This window comes from Arthrobacter sp. U41 (assembly GCF_007679325.1).
GTDB lineage: Bacteria > Actinomycetota > Actinomycetes > Actinomycetales > Micrococcaceae > Arthrobacter.
Window position 1 is genome coordinate 339,249 of sequence record NZ_VEGI01000002.1, and the last position, 16,442, is coordinate 355,690.

At 63.2% G+C, this 16,442-nt stretch carries 10 protein-coding genes; 5 read left to right on the top strand and 5 right to left on the bottom strand.

Translation table 11 applies throughout. The annotated features are described in order from the left end of the window. Positions 1 to 26 precede the first annotated feature (26 nt). Complete coding sequence (locus tag FS787_RS10360; RefSeq protein WP_313959652.1) at positions 27 to 1,094, top strand: ParA family protein; 1,068 nt, start codon at positions 27 to 29, stop codon at positions 1,092 to 1,094. Positions 1,095 to 1,162: 68 nt separating this feature from the next. Continuing rightward, complete coding sequence (locus tag FS787_RS10365; protein ID WP_144672338.1) at positions 1,163 to 2,413, top strand: ParB/RepB/Spo0J family partition protein; 1,251 nt, start codon at positions 1,163 to 1,165, stop codon at positions 2,411 to 2,413. 4,949 nt (positions 2,414 to 7,362) lie between these two features. Here the strand turns inward: FS787_RS10365 and trxA are convergent. The 5 genes from trxA to FS787_RS10390 form a co-directional block, all read right to left on the bottom strand. Further along, on the bottom strand, positions 7,363 to 7,689 hold the full coding sequence (gene trxA / locus FS787_RS10370; protein WP_056428755.1) for a thioredoxin: 327 nt from the start codon (positions 7,687 to 7,689) through the stop codon (positions 7,363 to 7,365). 40 nt (positions 7,690 to 7,729) lie between these two features. Next, positions 7,730 to 8,686 (bottom strand): thioredoxin-disulfide reductase, encoded by a 957-nt coding sequence (gene trxB / locus FS787_RS10375; protein WP_144672339.1) that lies wholly within the window; start codon positions 8,684 to 8,686, stop codon positions 7,730 to 7,732. A gap of 178 nt (positions 8,687 to 8,864) precedes the next feature. After that, entirely contained in the window at positions 8,865 to 10,466 is a 1,602-nt protein-coding gene (locus FS787_RS10380) for an ABC transporter substrate-binding protein (RefSeq protein ID WP_144672340.1), read from the bottom strand. A 170-nt stretch (positions 10,467 to 10,636) separates the two neighbouring features. Beyond that, positions 10,637 to 12,694: a murein biosynthesis integral membrane protein MurJ gene (gene murJ / locus FS787_RS10385; protein ID WP_144672341.1), complete on the bottom strand. Its 2,058-nt coding sequence runs from the start codon at positions 12,692 to 12,694 to the stop codon at positions 10,637 to 10,639. Positions 12,695 to 12,754: 60 nt separating this feature from the next. Further along, a complete protein-coding gene (locus FS787_RS10390) occupies positions 12,755 to 13,303 on the bottom strand; it encodes an NUDIX hydrolase (RefSeq protein WP_395940335.1) in 549 nt (182 codons plus the stop codon). A gap of 170 nt (positions 13,304 to 13,473) precedes the next feature. Here FS787_RS10390 and FS787_RS10395 point away from each other — a divergent pair, with 170 nt between their 5' ends. From FS787_RS10395 to FS787_RS17985, 3 genes are all read left to right on the top strand, one after another. Further along, the gene (locus FS787_RS10395; protein ID WP_144672342.1) at positions 13,474 to 14,940 is read left to right on the top strand and encodes a CCA tRNA nucleotidyltransferase; all 1,467 of its coding nucleotides are present in this window, start codon (positions 13,474 to 13,476) and stop codon (positions 14,938 to 14,940) included. Continuing rightward, positions 14,941 to 15,525: a histidine phosphatase family protein gene (locus FS787_RS10400; protein ID WP_186329154.1), complete on the top strand. Its 585-nt coding sequence runs from the start codon at positions 14,941 to 14,943 to the stop codon at positions 15,523 to 15,525. Between the two features lie 661 nt (positions 15,526 to 16,186). Further along, positions 16,187 to 16,327: a hypothetical protein gene (locus FS787_RS17985; protein ID WP_186329155.1), complete on the top strand. Its 141-nt coding sequence runs from the start codon at positions 16,187 to 16,189 to the stop codon at positions 16,325 to 16,327. The last annotated feature ends 115 nt before the right edge of the window (positions 16,328 to 16,442 follow it).

Consider the following 16,442-nt stretch of genomic DNA (forward strand, 5'->3'; position numbering starts at 1 on the left):
AGCCGAACGAGAGTGAGTGTGTCACAGTGACCAGTAGCGAAGCCTCCACACAACGGATCCCGCCGTTTGTGTCCCTGGGGTCCGCACGGGCCTTCGTTGCGCCTGCAATTGCTCACGATTACTCCGGAAATCACACTCCTGTGGTTGCGAAGACGGCCGGTAAGGCCAGCGTTTCACGTGAAACATCTGTTGCTACCAGTGGCAACGTACTGGACTCCATCGACGACTCCAGTCCCATTGCCCGCGAACTCGCCCATGAGAATAAGCGGCGTGAACGGCTCCTGGGCCGTGAACTTCCCAAACCGGAGAAGACGCGCATCTTCACCGTCTCGAACCAGAAGGGCGGAGTTGGCAAGACCACCACAACGGTCAACATTGCCGCCGCCCTGGCTGCCGCCGGCTTGAACGTGCTGGTCATCGACATCGACCCGCAGGGAAATGCCTCGACGGCGCTCGGAATCGAGCACCACGCCGACGTCGACAGCATCTATGACGTGCTCATCAACGACATCCCGTTGCAGGACGTCGTTGCGCCGTGCCCGGACATTGACAAGCTGATCTGCGCACCAGCCACCATTCACCTCGCCGGTGCTGAGATTGAACTGGTCAGCCTGGTCGCCCGCGAGCAGCGGCTCCGCCGTGCGATTGACGTGTATGCCAAGGAGCGTGCGAAGAACGGTGAGGAGCGCCTTGACTACATCTTCATCGACTGCCCGCCAAGTCTTGGCCTGCTGACCGTCAACGCGTTCTGTGCCGCTAACGAGGTGCTCATTCCGATCCAGTGCGAGTACTACGCGCTTGAAGGTCTGAGCCAGCTGCTCAAAAACATCGAAATGATCCAGAAGCATTTGAATGCCGACCTGGTGGTGTCCACGATTCTTCTGACCATGTACGACGGCCGCACCAACCTGGCCGCCCAAGTGGCAGCAGAGGTACGCGAGCACTTCCCGGAACAGGTCCTCGGGGCCGTAGTCCCCCGTTCGGTACGAATTTCTGAAGCTCCCAGCTACCAGCAGACCGTGATGACCTACGATCCTTCATCCAGCGGGGCCCTGTCCTACCTGGAAGCCGCGGCCGAAATCGCGGAACGTTAGAATCTGTTCAAGCATTGCACTAGCTAGAGCCCGGTGATGCCCGGCTCTTCCAATGGAGGGATTTATCCATGAGCGATAAGCGACGCGGCCTGGGCCGTGGACTTGGGGCACTCATTCCAAGTTCCGCCGCGGCGTCCGGCAACGGGTCAGCGCCGTCCCGTCCCGTGGATCTATTTTTTCCTGAAGCCCGCAAGCGGACTCCCGGCGCTGAGGTATCTCCGGCGGTAGACCCCGTTGTGGCGCCCGAGGAGGAGACGGCGACAGAGTCACTGGCAGCGGCCGCTAGCTCTGTTCCGGCTGCCGCGTCCGACGTCCCCGAAGCGAAAACGGCTGCCATTGCGAAGACCCCTGCCGTTGCGAAGAAGGCCCCGGCACGAAAGGCCTCCGCAACCAAGGGCGCTGCTCCGGCGTCCGCACCAAAGATTGTCACCGGCGAGCCGGCTGCCGAGGAAACTGCGGCTGTTCCCGAGGCCAAAGACCAAGGAGTGGAACTTGTGGAGGTACCCGGTGTCCGCTTTGCGGAAATCCCGGTCACCGATATCCACCCCAACCGCAAGCAGCCACGTTCAGTCTTCGATGAGGACGACATGGCGGAGCTGGTTCACTCAGTGCGCGAAATAGGCGTTCTCCAGCCAATTGTTGTCCGTACCTCAACTGAAGAGGGTGGAGAACCCTACGAGCTTGTTATGGGTGAGCGCCGGTGGCGGGCAGTACAGGCCGCCGGCCTGGAAACCATCCCCGCAATTGTCCGTGACACCACCGACGATGACCTCCTCCGCGACGCTCTGCTGGAAAACCTGCACCGGAGCCAGCTGAACCCCCTCGAGGAGGCCGCCGCCTACCAGCAGCTGCTTGAGGACTTCGGCACCACCCATGAACAACTGGCTGACCGGATTGGACGCTCGCGTCCCCAGGTGTCCAACACGCTGAGGCTGCTCAAGCTCCCGCCTCTGGTACAGCGCCGTGTCGCCGCCAGCGTCATCTCTGCCGGCCACGCCCGGGCTCTGCTGGCTTTGCCGGATGCTGCTGCAATGGAACGCCTGGCGCAGAAGATTGTCGCGGAAGGCATGTCCGTGCGTGCCACCGAAGAAGCGGTGACTCTCTACCAGAACCCTTCCTCGGCCCCGAAAAACAACATTCCGCGCCCGGGCGCTCGTCACGAACGACTGGATTATCTGGCTTCGTCGCTCTCTGACCGTCTCGATACTAACGTCAAGATTTCGCTGGGCGCCCGCAAGGGACGGGTCAGCATCGAGTTCGCCAGTGTGGAAGACCTTAACAGGATCATGGATGTGCTTTCGCCGGGTGCTTCCAGCTAGCACCGCATCGGACAGAGGAAAGGGACCCGTTTCACGTGAAACGGGTCCCTTCTTCTATGCCTACAGCGATCGATGTGTCTAGAGGCGCCACATTGCACCCATGCGGGGCACTTCAGCATGTTGCCATAGACGGACACAATCGTCCGCCGTCAGTGAGCCGTGAATGTCGAAGATCCGGCGTCGGCGCGCGAACGAGGCGTCGCCGGTTTTGTGAATTTGACTCGGCCGCCCAAGAAGCGGCGATTCGTTTCACGTGAAACAAGGATCATGGGGAATCTATCCCTAGTGCTGAGACCGACATCCCCCTGCCGCCTGGCTCGAAGGTTCATCGAGGGCTATCCAACAGTTCTGGGGCGACTGCCGAACAGGAGTAGGCTCACCCTCCTCGGTCCGCAGGGCGTCATCAATCCTCATCTCGGGCCAGCATGGCGGGACTCCGCGTGGGTTGCCCGGCCACTGCGATTGCACGGGCTCCCGAGAAACGGGATGGTTTCACGTGAAACAGTCAATCACCCGCACACAGTCAGCCGAGAATTGCCCCCGGTCGGTTCTAGACGGCTGTATGTCGGACGCCTGGCCGGTTCAGGGCCCGCGTTCTCGCTGGGGCGAAGCGCGACTAGGCGGGGCCCGACGACCCCTGAAGGCCTCTGAGGAGGCTGGAGCGGCTTGGATCGGCCTGGATCGGCCCCCACCCCCACGGCCGGCCCCACAGCCCCACGGCCGGTCCCGCCGCCCCACGGCCGGTCCGACCGCCCCACAGCCAGCCTCACCGCCCCACGGCCGTCTCGGGCCCTTTCCGGCCCATGAGGGCACGCGCCGAGGGTAATGCTGACCCTGCCTGCTGGATCCCGCAGAGGCAAAGCCCTGGACCGGGGTGTCCACGGTATCGATGATGGGTCCGGAGATGACCACAGGTACAACGTCACCGGCCCCATTAGGGGCGGCATTGGCGGCATTCCTTGCGATGCCTGCCGGAAAGTGGAGAAGGTAGCTTGTAGCCACTCTCGACGTGGCTACGCGCCAAGGCAGAGCTTCACAGGGTTGGCTCATGGTGCGGTTGAACCGCGCTCCTAAGGGTAAGCGGCAATGGGCACCGATACGGCCTCTCCGTATCCCCCATCAATTGTGGTGCGAGAGCAAGTTGATCCTATGTTCCGCTCCGCCCGAACTGCAAACATAGCCTTCCCAGCAGCAACACGGCAGGTGGGGATCAGATCGAATAGGGCGCCGATACTCTGGGCCTCGGAAGAAGGCCATCAAGGTTCTTCCTGGTGGTGTGAACTCATATGTCCGTGGAATAGAAAATCGCTGGACACTCTTTGTCGACGGATCCAGCGCCGCTCCCCCGGGAAGCTCGTTGGGACGGTGCGCCCGGGCGGCTGACAAAGTCCCATGAACGGAATCAAGCCGAGCGTACTCTCGGAGTCGCAGGGAGCTAGCGATGGGGATCAAGTGAGTTGCCCGGACAGGCCTTTACGTCGGCCTGGGGAATCTAGTTCACTCTCTAGCGGGAAACTGATGGAATTGGCTGTGGGATCAAGCAGAATGCAGAGTTGGCTCCCCGGGTCGCTGCGCCAGATTGTCCAGTAAATACCACTGAGGCCACCAGGTGGGCTGTCCCCCGTGCTGTTTCTGCGCGCCTTGACGGGTACGGTTTTGAAGTTGACGGGAGGCCACGATTGCTGGCCGCGAGGTGTCATCAAGAGAATGGGTTCTAGCAGCCGGCGCCTCCGAAGCTGTCTCCCGTTTCGGGCCTGACCTGCGTCGTTTGGAGGGCTTGACCGGTCTTGTCCAATGGCTATCCTCAGGTGTCATGTAGGGCATCTGAGGCGTGGATATCCCGTGGGCAGCGCAGTGGATATCGCTGTGGATAACTTTGTGGACTATCGGTGCTGCATGCTCGCCTCACGGCTGAGCGAGCGTGGAGGGAAAGGCAAGGAATGTGCAGATACTCGTGACCTCCATTCTATGGCCGTTCCCGTTTCACGTGAAACATATCTGGCCGCCTAGAAGTGAAGCGATTCACACCCGAGCGTGCTTTCTAAATCCCCCGTCCGTGGTTAATTTTCAGCTCCATGAGGCGGTTAACCGGCATATTGGGGCGCGGGCCAAGCGCCTAGGGTGGACGCCGCTGGGCGGCCGCTCCGCGTTAGTTTCCTCGCTGCCAGAGAGAGGTGGAAGGCACCGTCGTCTAAGCGTCGGATAGGCAGCTCGCGCTGGTGTGAGATTCCCCTCAGTCCCTGTGGATAACTGTGTGAATAAGTTCTGTGGAGAAGGTGGGGAAAACTGCCTCTCGAAGCATCGGGTCACGAGGTTTCCCCGTCCCATCAGTGGCTACGACGGCCCGTGGATTTGTGGGGGAAGAGAATCCGTGGGCGGATACCGCTAACACAATGACTCGTCAGATTCTCGCCGCATGGACCCAGAGCCTGGTAGGTTGCCTATGAGTCCCGTCCCCTGGGTGCCGCGCTTGGCCTTCGATATAGGAACCCGTTCAGCGTGCCGGCATGATGCTGTGTGCCATCTCCAGCCTGGTCGTTGTTTGGTCAATCCCCGCGCCCACCGACGTGCCTGACTGATTCCGGAATCTGGCGTGGCGAGCCTGCTCGCCCTGCTCTGGTTCTGCGGGTTCTCCAGGCTTCTAGCGTGTCTTCTGGATGCGCAGTCATTCCCACAGCCAAGGGACGCACCCGATGGCGGCATGCCCGTACGTGTTTGTTCTATCCACTGCGCAGCGGGCTCGGTGAGCTAGGCATCTCCCCTGTCGGTGCCACAAGGACTGCAGCGTGCATCGAGATTCGCGCCAGGGCTGCGCGGCATACCTTTCCGATCAGCTGCCTCCTATTTTCTTGTGTACGGGCGGGCAGGCGACGTGGCCCGGAGAGGGACCAAGGACGGGCAGTGAATCACCGAGGTTCGCGACCACCCCTGCGTCGGGAACTTCGGGGCCTCGTAAGGGACGCTTCAGTACCATCCGAGTCGCACTGGAACCGGCGCACGGCAGTAGAACTCATCGACCAGCACCGGAATCTGGGAGTGAGGACATGTCGGTAGCTCCGAGGATGCTGCCGAGGCCGGCCAGCCCGGCAGGCGCCAGACGCCAGCGGTGTCCGGCTCTGCAGAGGTCGGAAGGCGATCGGCCGCCGTTCACGGTGCTAGGTGCGCCTGTAGCGGCCGGCAACGCCTGTCCACCGCCCCTGGGCGGCCACATTAGGCTGCTTCGGAGCAGACCGCCGGAATCAGTTTGTACATGGTCGCGCATGCGGTGCCGAAACGGTCCGTTAGTGTTAGATACCGGCACGCCCTACCAACCGGCATTGTTGTGTTTCACGTGAAACAGAAGGCCTAAAGTGACCTCCGGTGTTGCATGGGAGAGGCGGTATTTCGCCGTTGGCGAGTGGATACATTCCTAGCCCCTGCGTGCGCAGGCGCCCTTTGGAGTGACCATAACCCAGACAGCACGCTGCTGATATCGCCAAGAATTCAGGGAACCAGGGAAGCTAGAACCTAAAGTGATCGGGTCCAGGAGGGGGATCCGCCGAACCAGCGAACAGGAGAACCAGGCAGGGCGCCTTAGAAGCCCGCCATTTGAGGTAGCGGACGATATGGCGCCCATGGAGGCGCTTGTGGTGGTGCGGCATATCTGGGAGTCGAATATTAGTTGCGCACTTCTTCTAGCCAACAGCACGTGGACGGTATTTGCGAGACCGCGGTGCTGTTTCACGTGAAACACGACCGCCTATTGATCTGCGCGTCCCTCCGTCATGAGCCCTAGCAATAGTAGTGACAGGCCGCCCTCGGCACTTTGTCCTCGGCAACCTCGACCAAATTGTGGCTGACAGACGATGAAGAAGGGTTCATATGGCCACCTCTTCGCGTCGATTGGCAACCGCACGATAATCGGCCAAGTCTGCGCGCCACATGCGTTTCACGTGAAACATGAAGCCACACTCCAATGGCGGTTCCACGGCGCATATCCGTGGTGGTGATAGGAAGACGTGGGAGAGATGACGGCTCGCCGTGTCCCGATACCCTGGTGATCGTCGAGACGTACGCTCCCGCGACGTCGTAAGAGCTGTTCTTAGGAGCGCCGGGCAGCCTAATGGGTTCAAGAACCGTCACCGACGGCAATGCGCAGCCTAGGTGAGACCTTGAGCCACCAAATGTCGCTGTGGCGAGCTCGCGAGGGCGAATGCCCAAACCAGACCGGAACATGAGCAAAGATGTGACGGTAGAACTATTTGCGGGTGGGGGCGGAGCAGCGGTCTCAGCCTGCCTCTTCCGAGACGGGTTGTGTGCGGAACCGCTTCGGTGCGATCCCGGGCGATGGGCGTCGAGAACCTACGATACGTTCTCCGACCTTAACGCTGCCGCCGCTTTACAAGCCTTTTTCGGTTGTCTGAGGGGTCAATCCCGGACCCTCCGAACAGAGTGTAGGAAGTTGAACACGGCCTTAGGACACGGCTCTGTGTTTCACGTGAAACACAGGGCGCGGTGCTGCAGAGCTAACCATCTTTCGGATTGCTCGGTGGGCGTGAATCCGTTACGTATGTTTCACGTGAAACGGGACCCCTAGTCCGCTAGACTCGACATTTCCTGTTCCGGCCACGGAGGCCAGGTGGGTGGAGCAGTTGGCTAGCATCTGCCCCACGAAGGGCTCGTGCGTCTCCACGCGCCCCTACTCCCCTCCGTGATCGGACCGCCCCGATCTCCGACTGGAAAGCAATTGCACGGCCCGACGGCGTCCTCTGAGAAAATTTTGGGAGTAGTGCAACGTATATAGACTGATAGCGCAGTTTTGATTGCACCAGTGCCAGGAACGATGGACCATTTACGCTACCGCAACTGGCGGAAATGGATCTGCGACCCAGAAAAAAGCGGCCTCACTCCCTGTTCCGGAAGTGAGGCCGCTTTGCGGTGTGGACGGCGTGGCGCCACCCAAGGGAACCCTAGGACAGAACGTCCGCAAATTCCTTTTCAAAGAACTGCTTGGGTCGCGCGCCAATGACGGTGCCCGTCACTTCGCCTCCCTGGAACAGGTAGACCGCGGGGATGGACGTGATACCGAACTGGGCTGCGATCGCAGGGTTGTCGTCAACGTTTACCTTGACGACGTCCACCTTCTCGCTGTACTCAACGGAGATTTCGTCGAGGATCGGTCCGAGTTTGCGGCACGGCCCGCACCATTCGGCCCAGAAGTCCACAATGACCGGCTTGGCGGAAGCCAGTACGTCGGTGCTGAAACTGGCGTCAGTTACGTCTTTTGCGTTGCTCATAGCCCCTGTCTCTCTCTTCGGTTGGTTGTATCTCGACGAGCTAGGCGTCGAAATCGGCGAGGTAGTGTTCGACGTCGAGGGCGGCCACACAGCCGGAACCCGAGGCCGTGATGGCCTGGCGGTAGGTCGGGTCGATGACGTCGCCGGCGGCGAAGACGCCCTTAACGCTGGTCTTTGAGGTGCGTCCTTCGACCGCGATGGTTCCCTCCGGGGTCAGGTCCAGCTTCCCCTTGACGAGGTCCGTGCGGGGATCGTTGCCGATCGCGACGAAGACGCCCGTGACGGCGAGTTCGGTCTCGGTGCCGTCAACAAGGTTCTTCAGCCGAAGTCCCGTGACCTTGTCCTGTCCCAGGACATCCTCGACGCCGGTGTTCCAGACGAAGCTGATCTTCTCGTGCGCAAGGGCGCGGTCGGCCATGATCTTGGAGGCGCGGAGCGTGTCGCGGCGGTGGACCACGGTGACAGTCTTGGCGAACTTGGTGAGGAACAATGCTTCTTCCATCGCGGAGTCACCGCCGCCGATCACGGCGATGTCTTGATCCTTGAAGAAGAAACCGTCGCAGGTTGCACACCAGCTGACGCCGTGGCCGGAGAGTCGCTTCTCGTTGGGCAGGCCGAGCTCGCGGTAGGCCGAACCAGTCGACAGAATGATGGACCGTGCCTGGAAGGTCTCCCCCGAGCCGATGGTCACGGTCTTGATGTCGCCGTCGAGGTCCAGTTCGGTGACGTCCTCGAACTGGATTTCCGTGCCGAACCGGGCAGCCTGCTTCTCGAAGTTTTCCATCAGGTCCGGACCCATGATGCCGTCGGGGAATCCCGGGTAGTTCTCGACGTCGGTGGTATTCATCAGTTCGCCGCCCGCGGTCACCGAGCCAGCCAGGAGCAGCGGCTTCAGGTTTGCGCGCGCCGTGTACACCGCGGCCGTGTAGCCTGCGGGGCCGGAGCCGACGATGATGACATCACGCACTTCAGACGCGGTGTTTTCTGCGTTGCTCACTAAACGGTGAACCTCTTCCTTTGTCGATGCGCCCGCCTGGGGTGGCCGGCCACATGGCACAACTACTACTGGGCGCTGAATATTCCGGTCTGGCAGGGCACCACGGGATAGCGCCAAGACTCAGGGTACCGTCTTGGCGTCGCGGACCGCGGTGGTATTGGCTTGGTTACAGAAATCCCTACTGGACCTTGATCTCAGCCAGGCGCAGGCCAAACCCGTAGCGCGTCTTGGGTGCCGCCAGCTTGGGCAGGGCCTTGATGGAGACGATGACGTACTGCGCTGTGACGGGCTCCTGCAGGGGCAGTGTCAGGTCCGGCGAGGTGAAGCTGTTGCTGCCCACCTGCTTGGCACCGTCCAGGGACGGGCGGTCGTTGGTGAAGACGCTGATGCTGCCGCCCGAGGCCCCCAACTGGCTCAGTGTAACTGAGGAAATCTGGGCAGGTTCTTTCAACTTGACGACGAGCGGAACACCTTCGGGGGCGAAACCGCCCCAACTGTCGGTGGCGAATTCCATGTCCGACCAGTAACTGGCGGCATTCCCGTCGAAGGTCTTGACCAGATCTCCGTCGTAGGTTGCGGCAAAGTCAAAGTTGCCCTCCCGTGTGACGCCCTCAATCGCGGGTGGAGCGGTGGCCGGTGCGGGGCTGCCGGTATCGGACGGCTCCGCCGACGGTGTCGCGGCCGCGCTGGTGGAGGCAGGCCCGACGGCGTCCGGCTCCGGTGTGGTCTTGAAGAGGCTACCGAGATTGGTGACGGCCAGAACCAGGCCGACCACCAGGACGGCCGCCAGCAGCCCGCCTACCAGCCAGCGCATGGACCGCGGTTCGCGCTGGGGCCGGTCCTCGTTGCCGTAGTACTCGTCATCCGCTTCGGCTTCGGTGTTTCGGGCTGAGCCGGGGAAGTATCCCGGCGCCCGGTCCGCTGAACCAGTCGCGGCCATGGCGGCAGCCGCCGGGGCCGGGCCGGAGGTTTGCCGGTCGTCGGGGGCCGGCTGGTTGTAGTCGTCGTCGGACCACAGGGACACCTTCGGCGTTTCGGCGGGAGCCGGCGGCCTGGAGTCGGGGGCAGCGGAGCGGGGCGCGCCTCCCTGCACGGGATGGGGCGCCGTCGTTTGGGGGGCGGCATCCTGCGGTGCAGTTTCGGGGGACGGTTCCTGCTTTGCGGATGGCGCCGGCGCCGCGGCACCGCGGGAACCCGCGGCGGCGGCAGCTCCCGCCGCTCCCGCTGCGGCGGCACCTGCGGCCGGAGACGTTCCTGGCCGCGAAGGAACGCGTGCCGGAGACGCGGGCGGAGCAGCCGGAGCGGCACCGGATGCCGGGACGCCCGGCTGGTTCTGACCGTAGTTGATGTACCCGGCTTCTACTTCTTCTTCGTCGTAGAGGCCGTCGTAGGTTTCGGGTTCGTGGGAACGGGGCTGGCCGAAGATTTCACTGCCAAGCGTGTCGGTAAAGAACGGCTCCACGTAGGGCGGGTTGGAGGACACAACCAGGTCCAGCAGGTCCGCGGCGGACGTGTGGTTGGTGATGAGGTAGGTGGTGGCTTCGCTGACCCCAAGGTCGAGGATCTGCACGTTGCCGGGACGCTCGCCCGTGGCGACTTCCCGGGCGCTCCGGGCCACCTGGTCAGCGTTGTCGGGCCCGGCCACGAGGATGCTCACAGCACGGTTGAGCACCTGGTCCACACCGTCCAGCACCAGATCCTGGTCATGTGAGGTCAGTACAGTGGCAGTGACCTTGTAACGGCCACCTAGTACTGATCCGACATCGATCGGGTGGGACACGGGTTCCTCCTAGACTGTCCGGGAGCTGCCAAACTGATCACTTCATCGGTGACCGCAGGTCCCCCGGTAAGCCGGTGGACCCCTGGTCTGCAACTCCCCTTGTTAGTCTTCGATCCTAGCCGATGCAGTGTCCCCGCCGCGGAAGCACGGCGCTGCGACCCGGCTGGTTACTATTTTTTCTTCTTGCCGCCGAACGGGAAATACGGGTTGTGTCCCGCCGGTCCCTGGTAGGTCCGGCGTCCAGGCAGCGGGCTGTCCCCACGACCCAAGCCGCCCTCCGCGGTGCTCGGCACATCCTCGGCCGGCAGGTAACCGCCCTCAGGCCCGTCGCGTCCGGCACGTTCGTCCTGTTCGCCAAGGTCAGGGCCGGCACGGAAGGATGCGGCGTCGAACTCCCCCGAAATTCTTGGAATGAGGCCGGTATCCACCGAGACGGTGGCGCGTTCGGGCCTGGTCCGCGTTGCGGCGGCGTCGTCCGGCAGCTCACCGGCGCCCGGCTCCGCAGCCTGACGGCGGCGCAGGCGGCCCAGCAGCGGCTGCAGCAGGTCGCTCAACTCGGTCACACGGAAGAGCTTCAGCAGGAGCAGGTAGGCCGCCAGCATAACGGGCCCGACGACGGCGATCGTCACCAGGGCGGCGATGGGGGTGCTCCAGGCGAAGCCATCCGGGCTGTAACTGCCCAGCAGCCACAGTGCCCCGGCACCTGCCAGCGCGGAGCCCAGCGCGGCGTAGCCCATCCTGATATAGGCGTTGGCGATCCGCGGACCGTCCAGGTGCCCCAGGAGCCGGCGCAGGAAGACCGCACTGACAATGACCGACAGGATATTGCCGCCGGTGTAGAGGATGGCGATGGCGAAAATGATCTGATCGAACGGCAGGAACTGGATGGTGAAGGCGGCGACCACGTTCACGAGGGCCAGCACCAGCTGGATGAAGAACGGTGTCCGGGCATCCTCGTTGGCGTAGAACACCCGGGACATCATGAAGTTGGCGCTCATAAAGGGCGTGCTCAGGGCCAGGATGGTGAGGGTCTGGGCCAGCATGACGCCGTCCTGTTTCTCGCCGCCGGAGAAGAACATGCCCAGGGGCCCGGCCAGTGCGAAGAGCGCCAGCGCGCCGAAGACGGTGGCGACGGCCATGGTCCGCAGCCCGTGGGAGAGTGCGTTGCGCAGCGCAGCGTGGTCCCCGTCCTGCGAGGCCCGGGTCATCCGGTTAAACAGCACCGTGGCCAGGGAGAGCGCAATGATGGAATGCGGGAGCAGGTAGAGCTGGCTGGCCACTTCCAGGACCGCGTTGCCCGGCAGCGTATCCGCGGCCGGGTCCCCCGCCTGTTCCAGGCGGAGGCGTTCCGCGCCCGGAATCGTGGCGATACGCATAACGTAGAGGAACGCCAGTTGCCCGACGGCGGCCGTCGCCAGGGTCCAGACGCTCAGCCGGGCGGCATGACCCAGGCCGACCCCGCGCCAGCCGAAGCGCGGACGCAGGCCGAGCCGGAGCCTGAACACCGGGATCAGCAGGATGGCCGTCTGGGCGATCACACCGATGGTGGAGAATCCGGCCACCAGCAAGGTCTGGGTGGAGTCCCACGTGTCCAGCGTGTGCGGATTGGTCACGTTGGCGCCGAACATCCAGATGAACATGCCGAGGCCGGCGATCGCGACAATGTTGTTCAGGATCGGCGCCCACATCGCCGGACCGAACGCGCCGTGGGCGTTGAGCACCTGGGTCAGCAGGGCGTACAGGCCGTAGAAGAAGATCTGCGGAAGGCACCAGAACGCGAAGGACACGGCGAGGGCCTTCTGCTGCGGCGAGTAACCCTGTGTCGTCAGTTCAATGACCCACGGCGCCAGCAGCGTCACCGCCAGCGTCAACGCCAGCAACACCAGCACCGCAAGCGTCAGCAGCCGGCTGATGTAGTCGGAACCCTTGTCCGGAGCCTTGCTCGCCTTGATGATCTGGGGCACAAGGACCGCGTTGAAGACGCCTCCGGCCACCAGCAGGAAGATCAGGTTCGGCAGGTTGTTCGCGTTGATGAACGTGTCGTTGACGGTGGAGCCCAGGCCAAGGGCGGCCGCCAACATCCAGGTCTTGGCGAAGCCCAGGAAACGGGAAACCAGCGTGCCTGCGGCCATGATGGCGCTGGAACGGACTTCTCCGGATTGGACAGCTTTGGAATCGGCGGCGCCGGAGTGTGCGGGGGTGGGTTTGGCAGATGACATCGTCTTCATCGTCTCACCCGGGCACCGCTTAAGGCGCTATCGGCGTCCGATAAGGGGACCCGCGTGGCTCTAGCGGTGCTCCGGCAGGACTTCCTTGGCGAGGTCGGCGATGCGGCGCTCGTTCGGGAAGGAGAGCTTCCGGGCCAGCTCATGGATGGGCACCCAGGCGACGTCCACGGCTTCCTTGTCGGGGTCATTCTCGATGGTCAGCTCCCCGCCCGTGGCCTGCAGCAGGTAGTGGTGGACGGTCTTGTGGACGCGGTGGCCGCTGACGGTGAACCAGTAGTCGATGCTTCCCAGCGGGGCAAGGATCTTGCCTTCGATGCCGGTTTCCTCGGCGATTTCCCGCACGGCGGCTTCCTCGTTGCTCTCCTTGCCTTCCGGATGACCCTTCGGCAGGCACCATTCCAGCCGTCCGCCGCGATTAAGGCGGGCAATGATCGCTACCCGGAGCTCGGCGTCGGACGTGTCCACCACAACGCCGCCGGCGGAGACTTCCTCCACCGTGGGGAGGGAGGCCTGCCCGGAGTGCTGTACCGGCGCGACGTTGGCACCGATTGCCGATGGCAACGGTGCGTTTGTCCTCCTGCCGGGAGCGCTCGGTACGGGATGGGCCATGAAGTCCACTCTAACGACTCTTGTCCGCACTTGATGACCTAAACATGGCAGGAACGTGGACGGCCGGGAAAGTGGATCGGCTGTTCGGTCCCCAGGTTCGCTGCCGCCGGCCGGACTTAGCGCGTATTCGGTGTGGTGCTGGCCGGGATTTCTGACAAGCTTAAGAAACTATGGCGCACGCACATCACAAGACTGACTCGCACACTGTTGATTTCCAGGTGGACCCTGTGGTCCTGGAGCTTGGGCAGCGGTTTGTCGACGCCGGCCACGAACTCTCCCTCGTGGGCGGACCCGTGCGCGATTTGTTCCTGGGCAGGACGTCTCCGGACCTGGACTTCACCACCGACGCCACACCAGACCAGACGGTCGCCCTCATCAAGAAGTGGGCTGACAACTACTGGGAAATCGGGCGCGCCTTTGGCACCATCGGGATGCGCAAGTCCGGCTTCCAGATCGAAATCACCACGTACCGCGCCGAAGCGTACGATCCTGATTCCCGCAAACCCGCGGTGGCGTTCGGGAATTCGCTGACGGATGACCTGCTGCGCCGGGATTTCACCATCAACGCCATGGCCCTGCGGCTGCCCTCGTTGGAGCTCGTGGACCCGTTCGGTGGGGTCCGCGACCTCCACGCTTCCATCCTGGCCACCCCGGGCGCCCCGGAAGCTTCCTTCTCCGACGATCCGCTGCGCATGATGCGGGCTGCCCGCTTCGCCGCGCAGCTGGGCATCACGGTGCACGGGGACGTCCGCTCCGCCATGTCCCGGATGGCGGAGCGGATCACCATGATCTCCGCGGAACGCGTCCGCGAGGAGCTTGTCAAGCTCATCTGCGCTGCGCACCCCCGGGCAGGGGTGGACCTGCTTGTGGACACCGGGCTGGCCGACTTCGTGCTGCCTGAAGTCTCCGCGCTGCGCCTCGAATCGGACGAACACCACCGCCACAAGGATGTGTACCAGCACTCGCTCCAGGTCCTGGAGCAGGCCGCCGCCCTCGAAACGGATGCCGACGGCGCCGTGCCCGGCCCGGATTTTGTGCTGCGGTTCGCAGCGTTGATGCACGACGTCGGGAAGCCGGCCACGCGCCGCTTCGAACCGGGCGGCGCCGTGAGCTTCCGCCACCACGACATGGTCGGGGCCAAACTGACCACCAAACGGATGAAGGCGCTGCGCTTCGACAACGACACCATCAAGGCCGTGGCCAAGCTGGTGGAGCTGCACATGCGCTTCTACGGCTACGGCGATGCCGGCTGGAGCGATTCCGCCGTCCGTCGCTATGTCACGGACGCAGGCCCCCTCCTGGAACGCTTGCACCGGCTGACCCGCTCGGACGTGACCACCCGCAACCAGCGCAAGGCCGAGCGGCTCGCCTTCGCCTACGACGATCTGGAAGCCCGGATCGCGGCCTTGCGCGAGCAGGAATCCCTCGAAGCAGTCCGCCCCGATCTGGACGGCGGCCGCATCATGGAACTCCTGGGGCTCAAACCCGGACCCGTCGTCGGGCGCGCCTACAAGTTCCTCCTGGAGGAGCGGATGGAGCACGGCCCGCTGGACCCCGCCGCGGCCGAAGCTAAACTGCACGAATGGTGGGCGGCGCAGCCCGAATCCGCCGTCGCGCACTCAACAGAGGAGCCCTAAGTGATTGCACCAGTCAACGGCCCCCGTCCGCAGCTGTGGATCCTGCGGCACGGCGAAACCGAATGGTCCAAAAGCGGACAGTACACCGGCCTCACCGACCTCCCGCTCACTGTGGAGGGCGAGCAGCAGTCGGTGGAAGCGCGCAAGGTGCTCGACGCCGTCGACTTTGACCTGGTGCTGACGTCGCCGCTGCGGCGCGCCCGCCGCACCGCGGAACTGGCCGGCTTCCCCGACGCCCAGCTGGAACCACTCGCCGTCGAGTGGGACTACGGCGACTACGAGGGCATCAGCTCGGACCTGATCCGCAAGGACAACCCGGAATACCTGATCTGGACCCACGGCGTGCCGAACGGCGAAGCCCTCGACGACGTCGCCGCGCGCGCGGACAAGATTGTGGCCCGCGTGCTGGAATCCGGCCTGGACAACGTGCTGATCGTTGCGCACGGCCACTTCTCCCGGATCCTCACCGCCCGGTGGCTGGGGCTCGATCCCCACGAGGGCCGGCATTTCATTCTGGGAACCGCGAAAGTCTGCACGCTTGGCTGGGATAAGAGGACCCCGGCAGTTGTCCGGTGGGGCCTATAAATGCGATTTAGGAAATAAACTTCAAGAAAGTTTATGAATTCGGTAGTCAAGTCCTGCCGTCTTAGTGTATTTTTATTTCTGACCCCAGAGCGTCCTGCCGGGGTCGAGGCGCGCGTCGCCCGGCCAGTCAGCCGGAGCCACGGCATAACAGAAAAGGAGGTTGGGAGAAATGATTACTTTGACTAGCGGATGGATGTACTTCGTCACCGCCACCCCGGCCTCTGTCGCTGAACCGCGCCCGAATTTCGGCCCGACTGCCTCCTGACCCCTTCCCCGCGGACTGGTCTAACCCAAGCCCCGGAACCAAGGTGATACCGGCACTCTCTCTTCGCAGGAGTGCCGTGGCAGCGGACTGACCAGGCGGAACCACGCGGTTGCGCAGCATCCCCAAAGATCGGAACCCAGCTTCTTGTTGGGGCTGCGGCACTCCCGCGTTCAGGGGCCACCTTTTCGCTTTTGCGTAACCATTCATTAGCGCCCGGATAATTCCCTGCCCAATTGCGGCCTTTTCTTCCTCAATTCACAGAGGCCTTAATTGGCATGCCCAATTACTTCCCATTCCGTCCACACCAAAGAGAGGTCCACCGTGACTATTGCCAGCTCCACTGCCCGCTCCACTGCCAGACCACGCAGTACCAGCCCCCGGAGGGAGGTGACCACTATGAAGCAGAAACTCCAGTCGCTCCTGCGCCTGGGCAGCCAGCCGGCCCCACGGCACACGGCTCTGTTCAACGGACAACTCCTGGACCAGAAACGCGAGGACGTCTACGTCGTTATGCACCAGATGGGCCTCATCCGCTGAGGCAGTCCCGGCCACCGAAAGAAAACTGATGACTGACCTCGGAACTGATCCGCAAGGAGCCCACGCGGCGACGCGTGGGCTCCCCCCTTTAAGCGCCGGAGCCAATCCAGGTGAC

Coding starts and splice junctions, on each gene's coding strand:
- FS787_RS10365 (WP_144672338.1), top strand. CDS start 1,163: ATGAGCGATAAGCGACGCGGCCTGGGCCGTGGACTTGGGGCACTCATT.
- trxA (WP_056428755.1), bottom strand. CDS start 7,689: ATGAGCAACGCAAAAGACGTAACTGACGCCAGTTTCAGCACCGACGTA.
- murJ (WP_144672341.1), bottom strand. CDS start 12,694: ATGAAGACGATGTCATCTGCCAAACCCACCCCCGCACACTCCGGCGCC.
- FS787_RS10390 (WP_395940335.1), bottom strand. CDS start 13,303: ATGGCCCATCCCGTACCGAGCGCTCCCGGCAGGAGGACAAACGCACCG.
- FS787_RS10395 (WP_144672342.1), top strand. CDS start 13,474: ATGGCGCACGCACATCACAAGACTGACTCGCACACTGTTGATTTCCAG.
- FS787_RS17985 (WP_186329155.1), top strand. CDS start 16,187: ATGAAGCAGAAACTCCAGTCGCTCCTGCGCCTGGGCAGCCAGCCGGCC.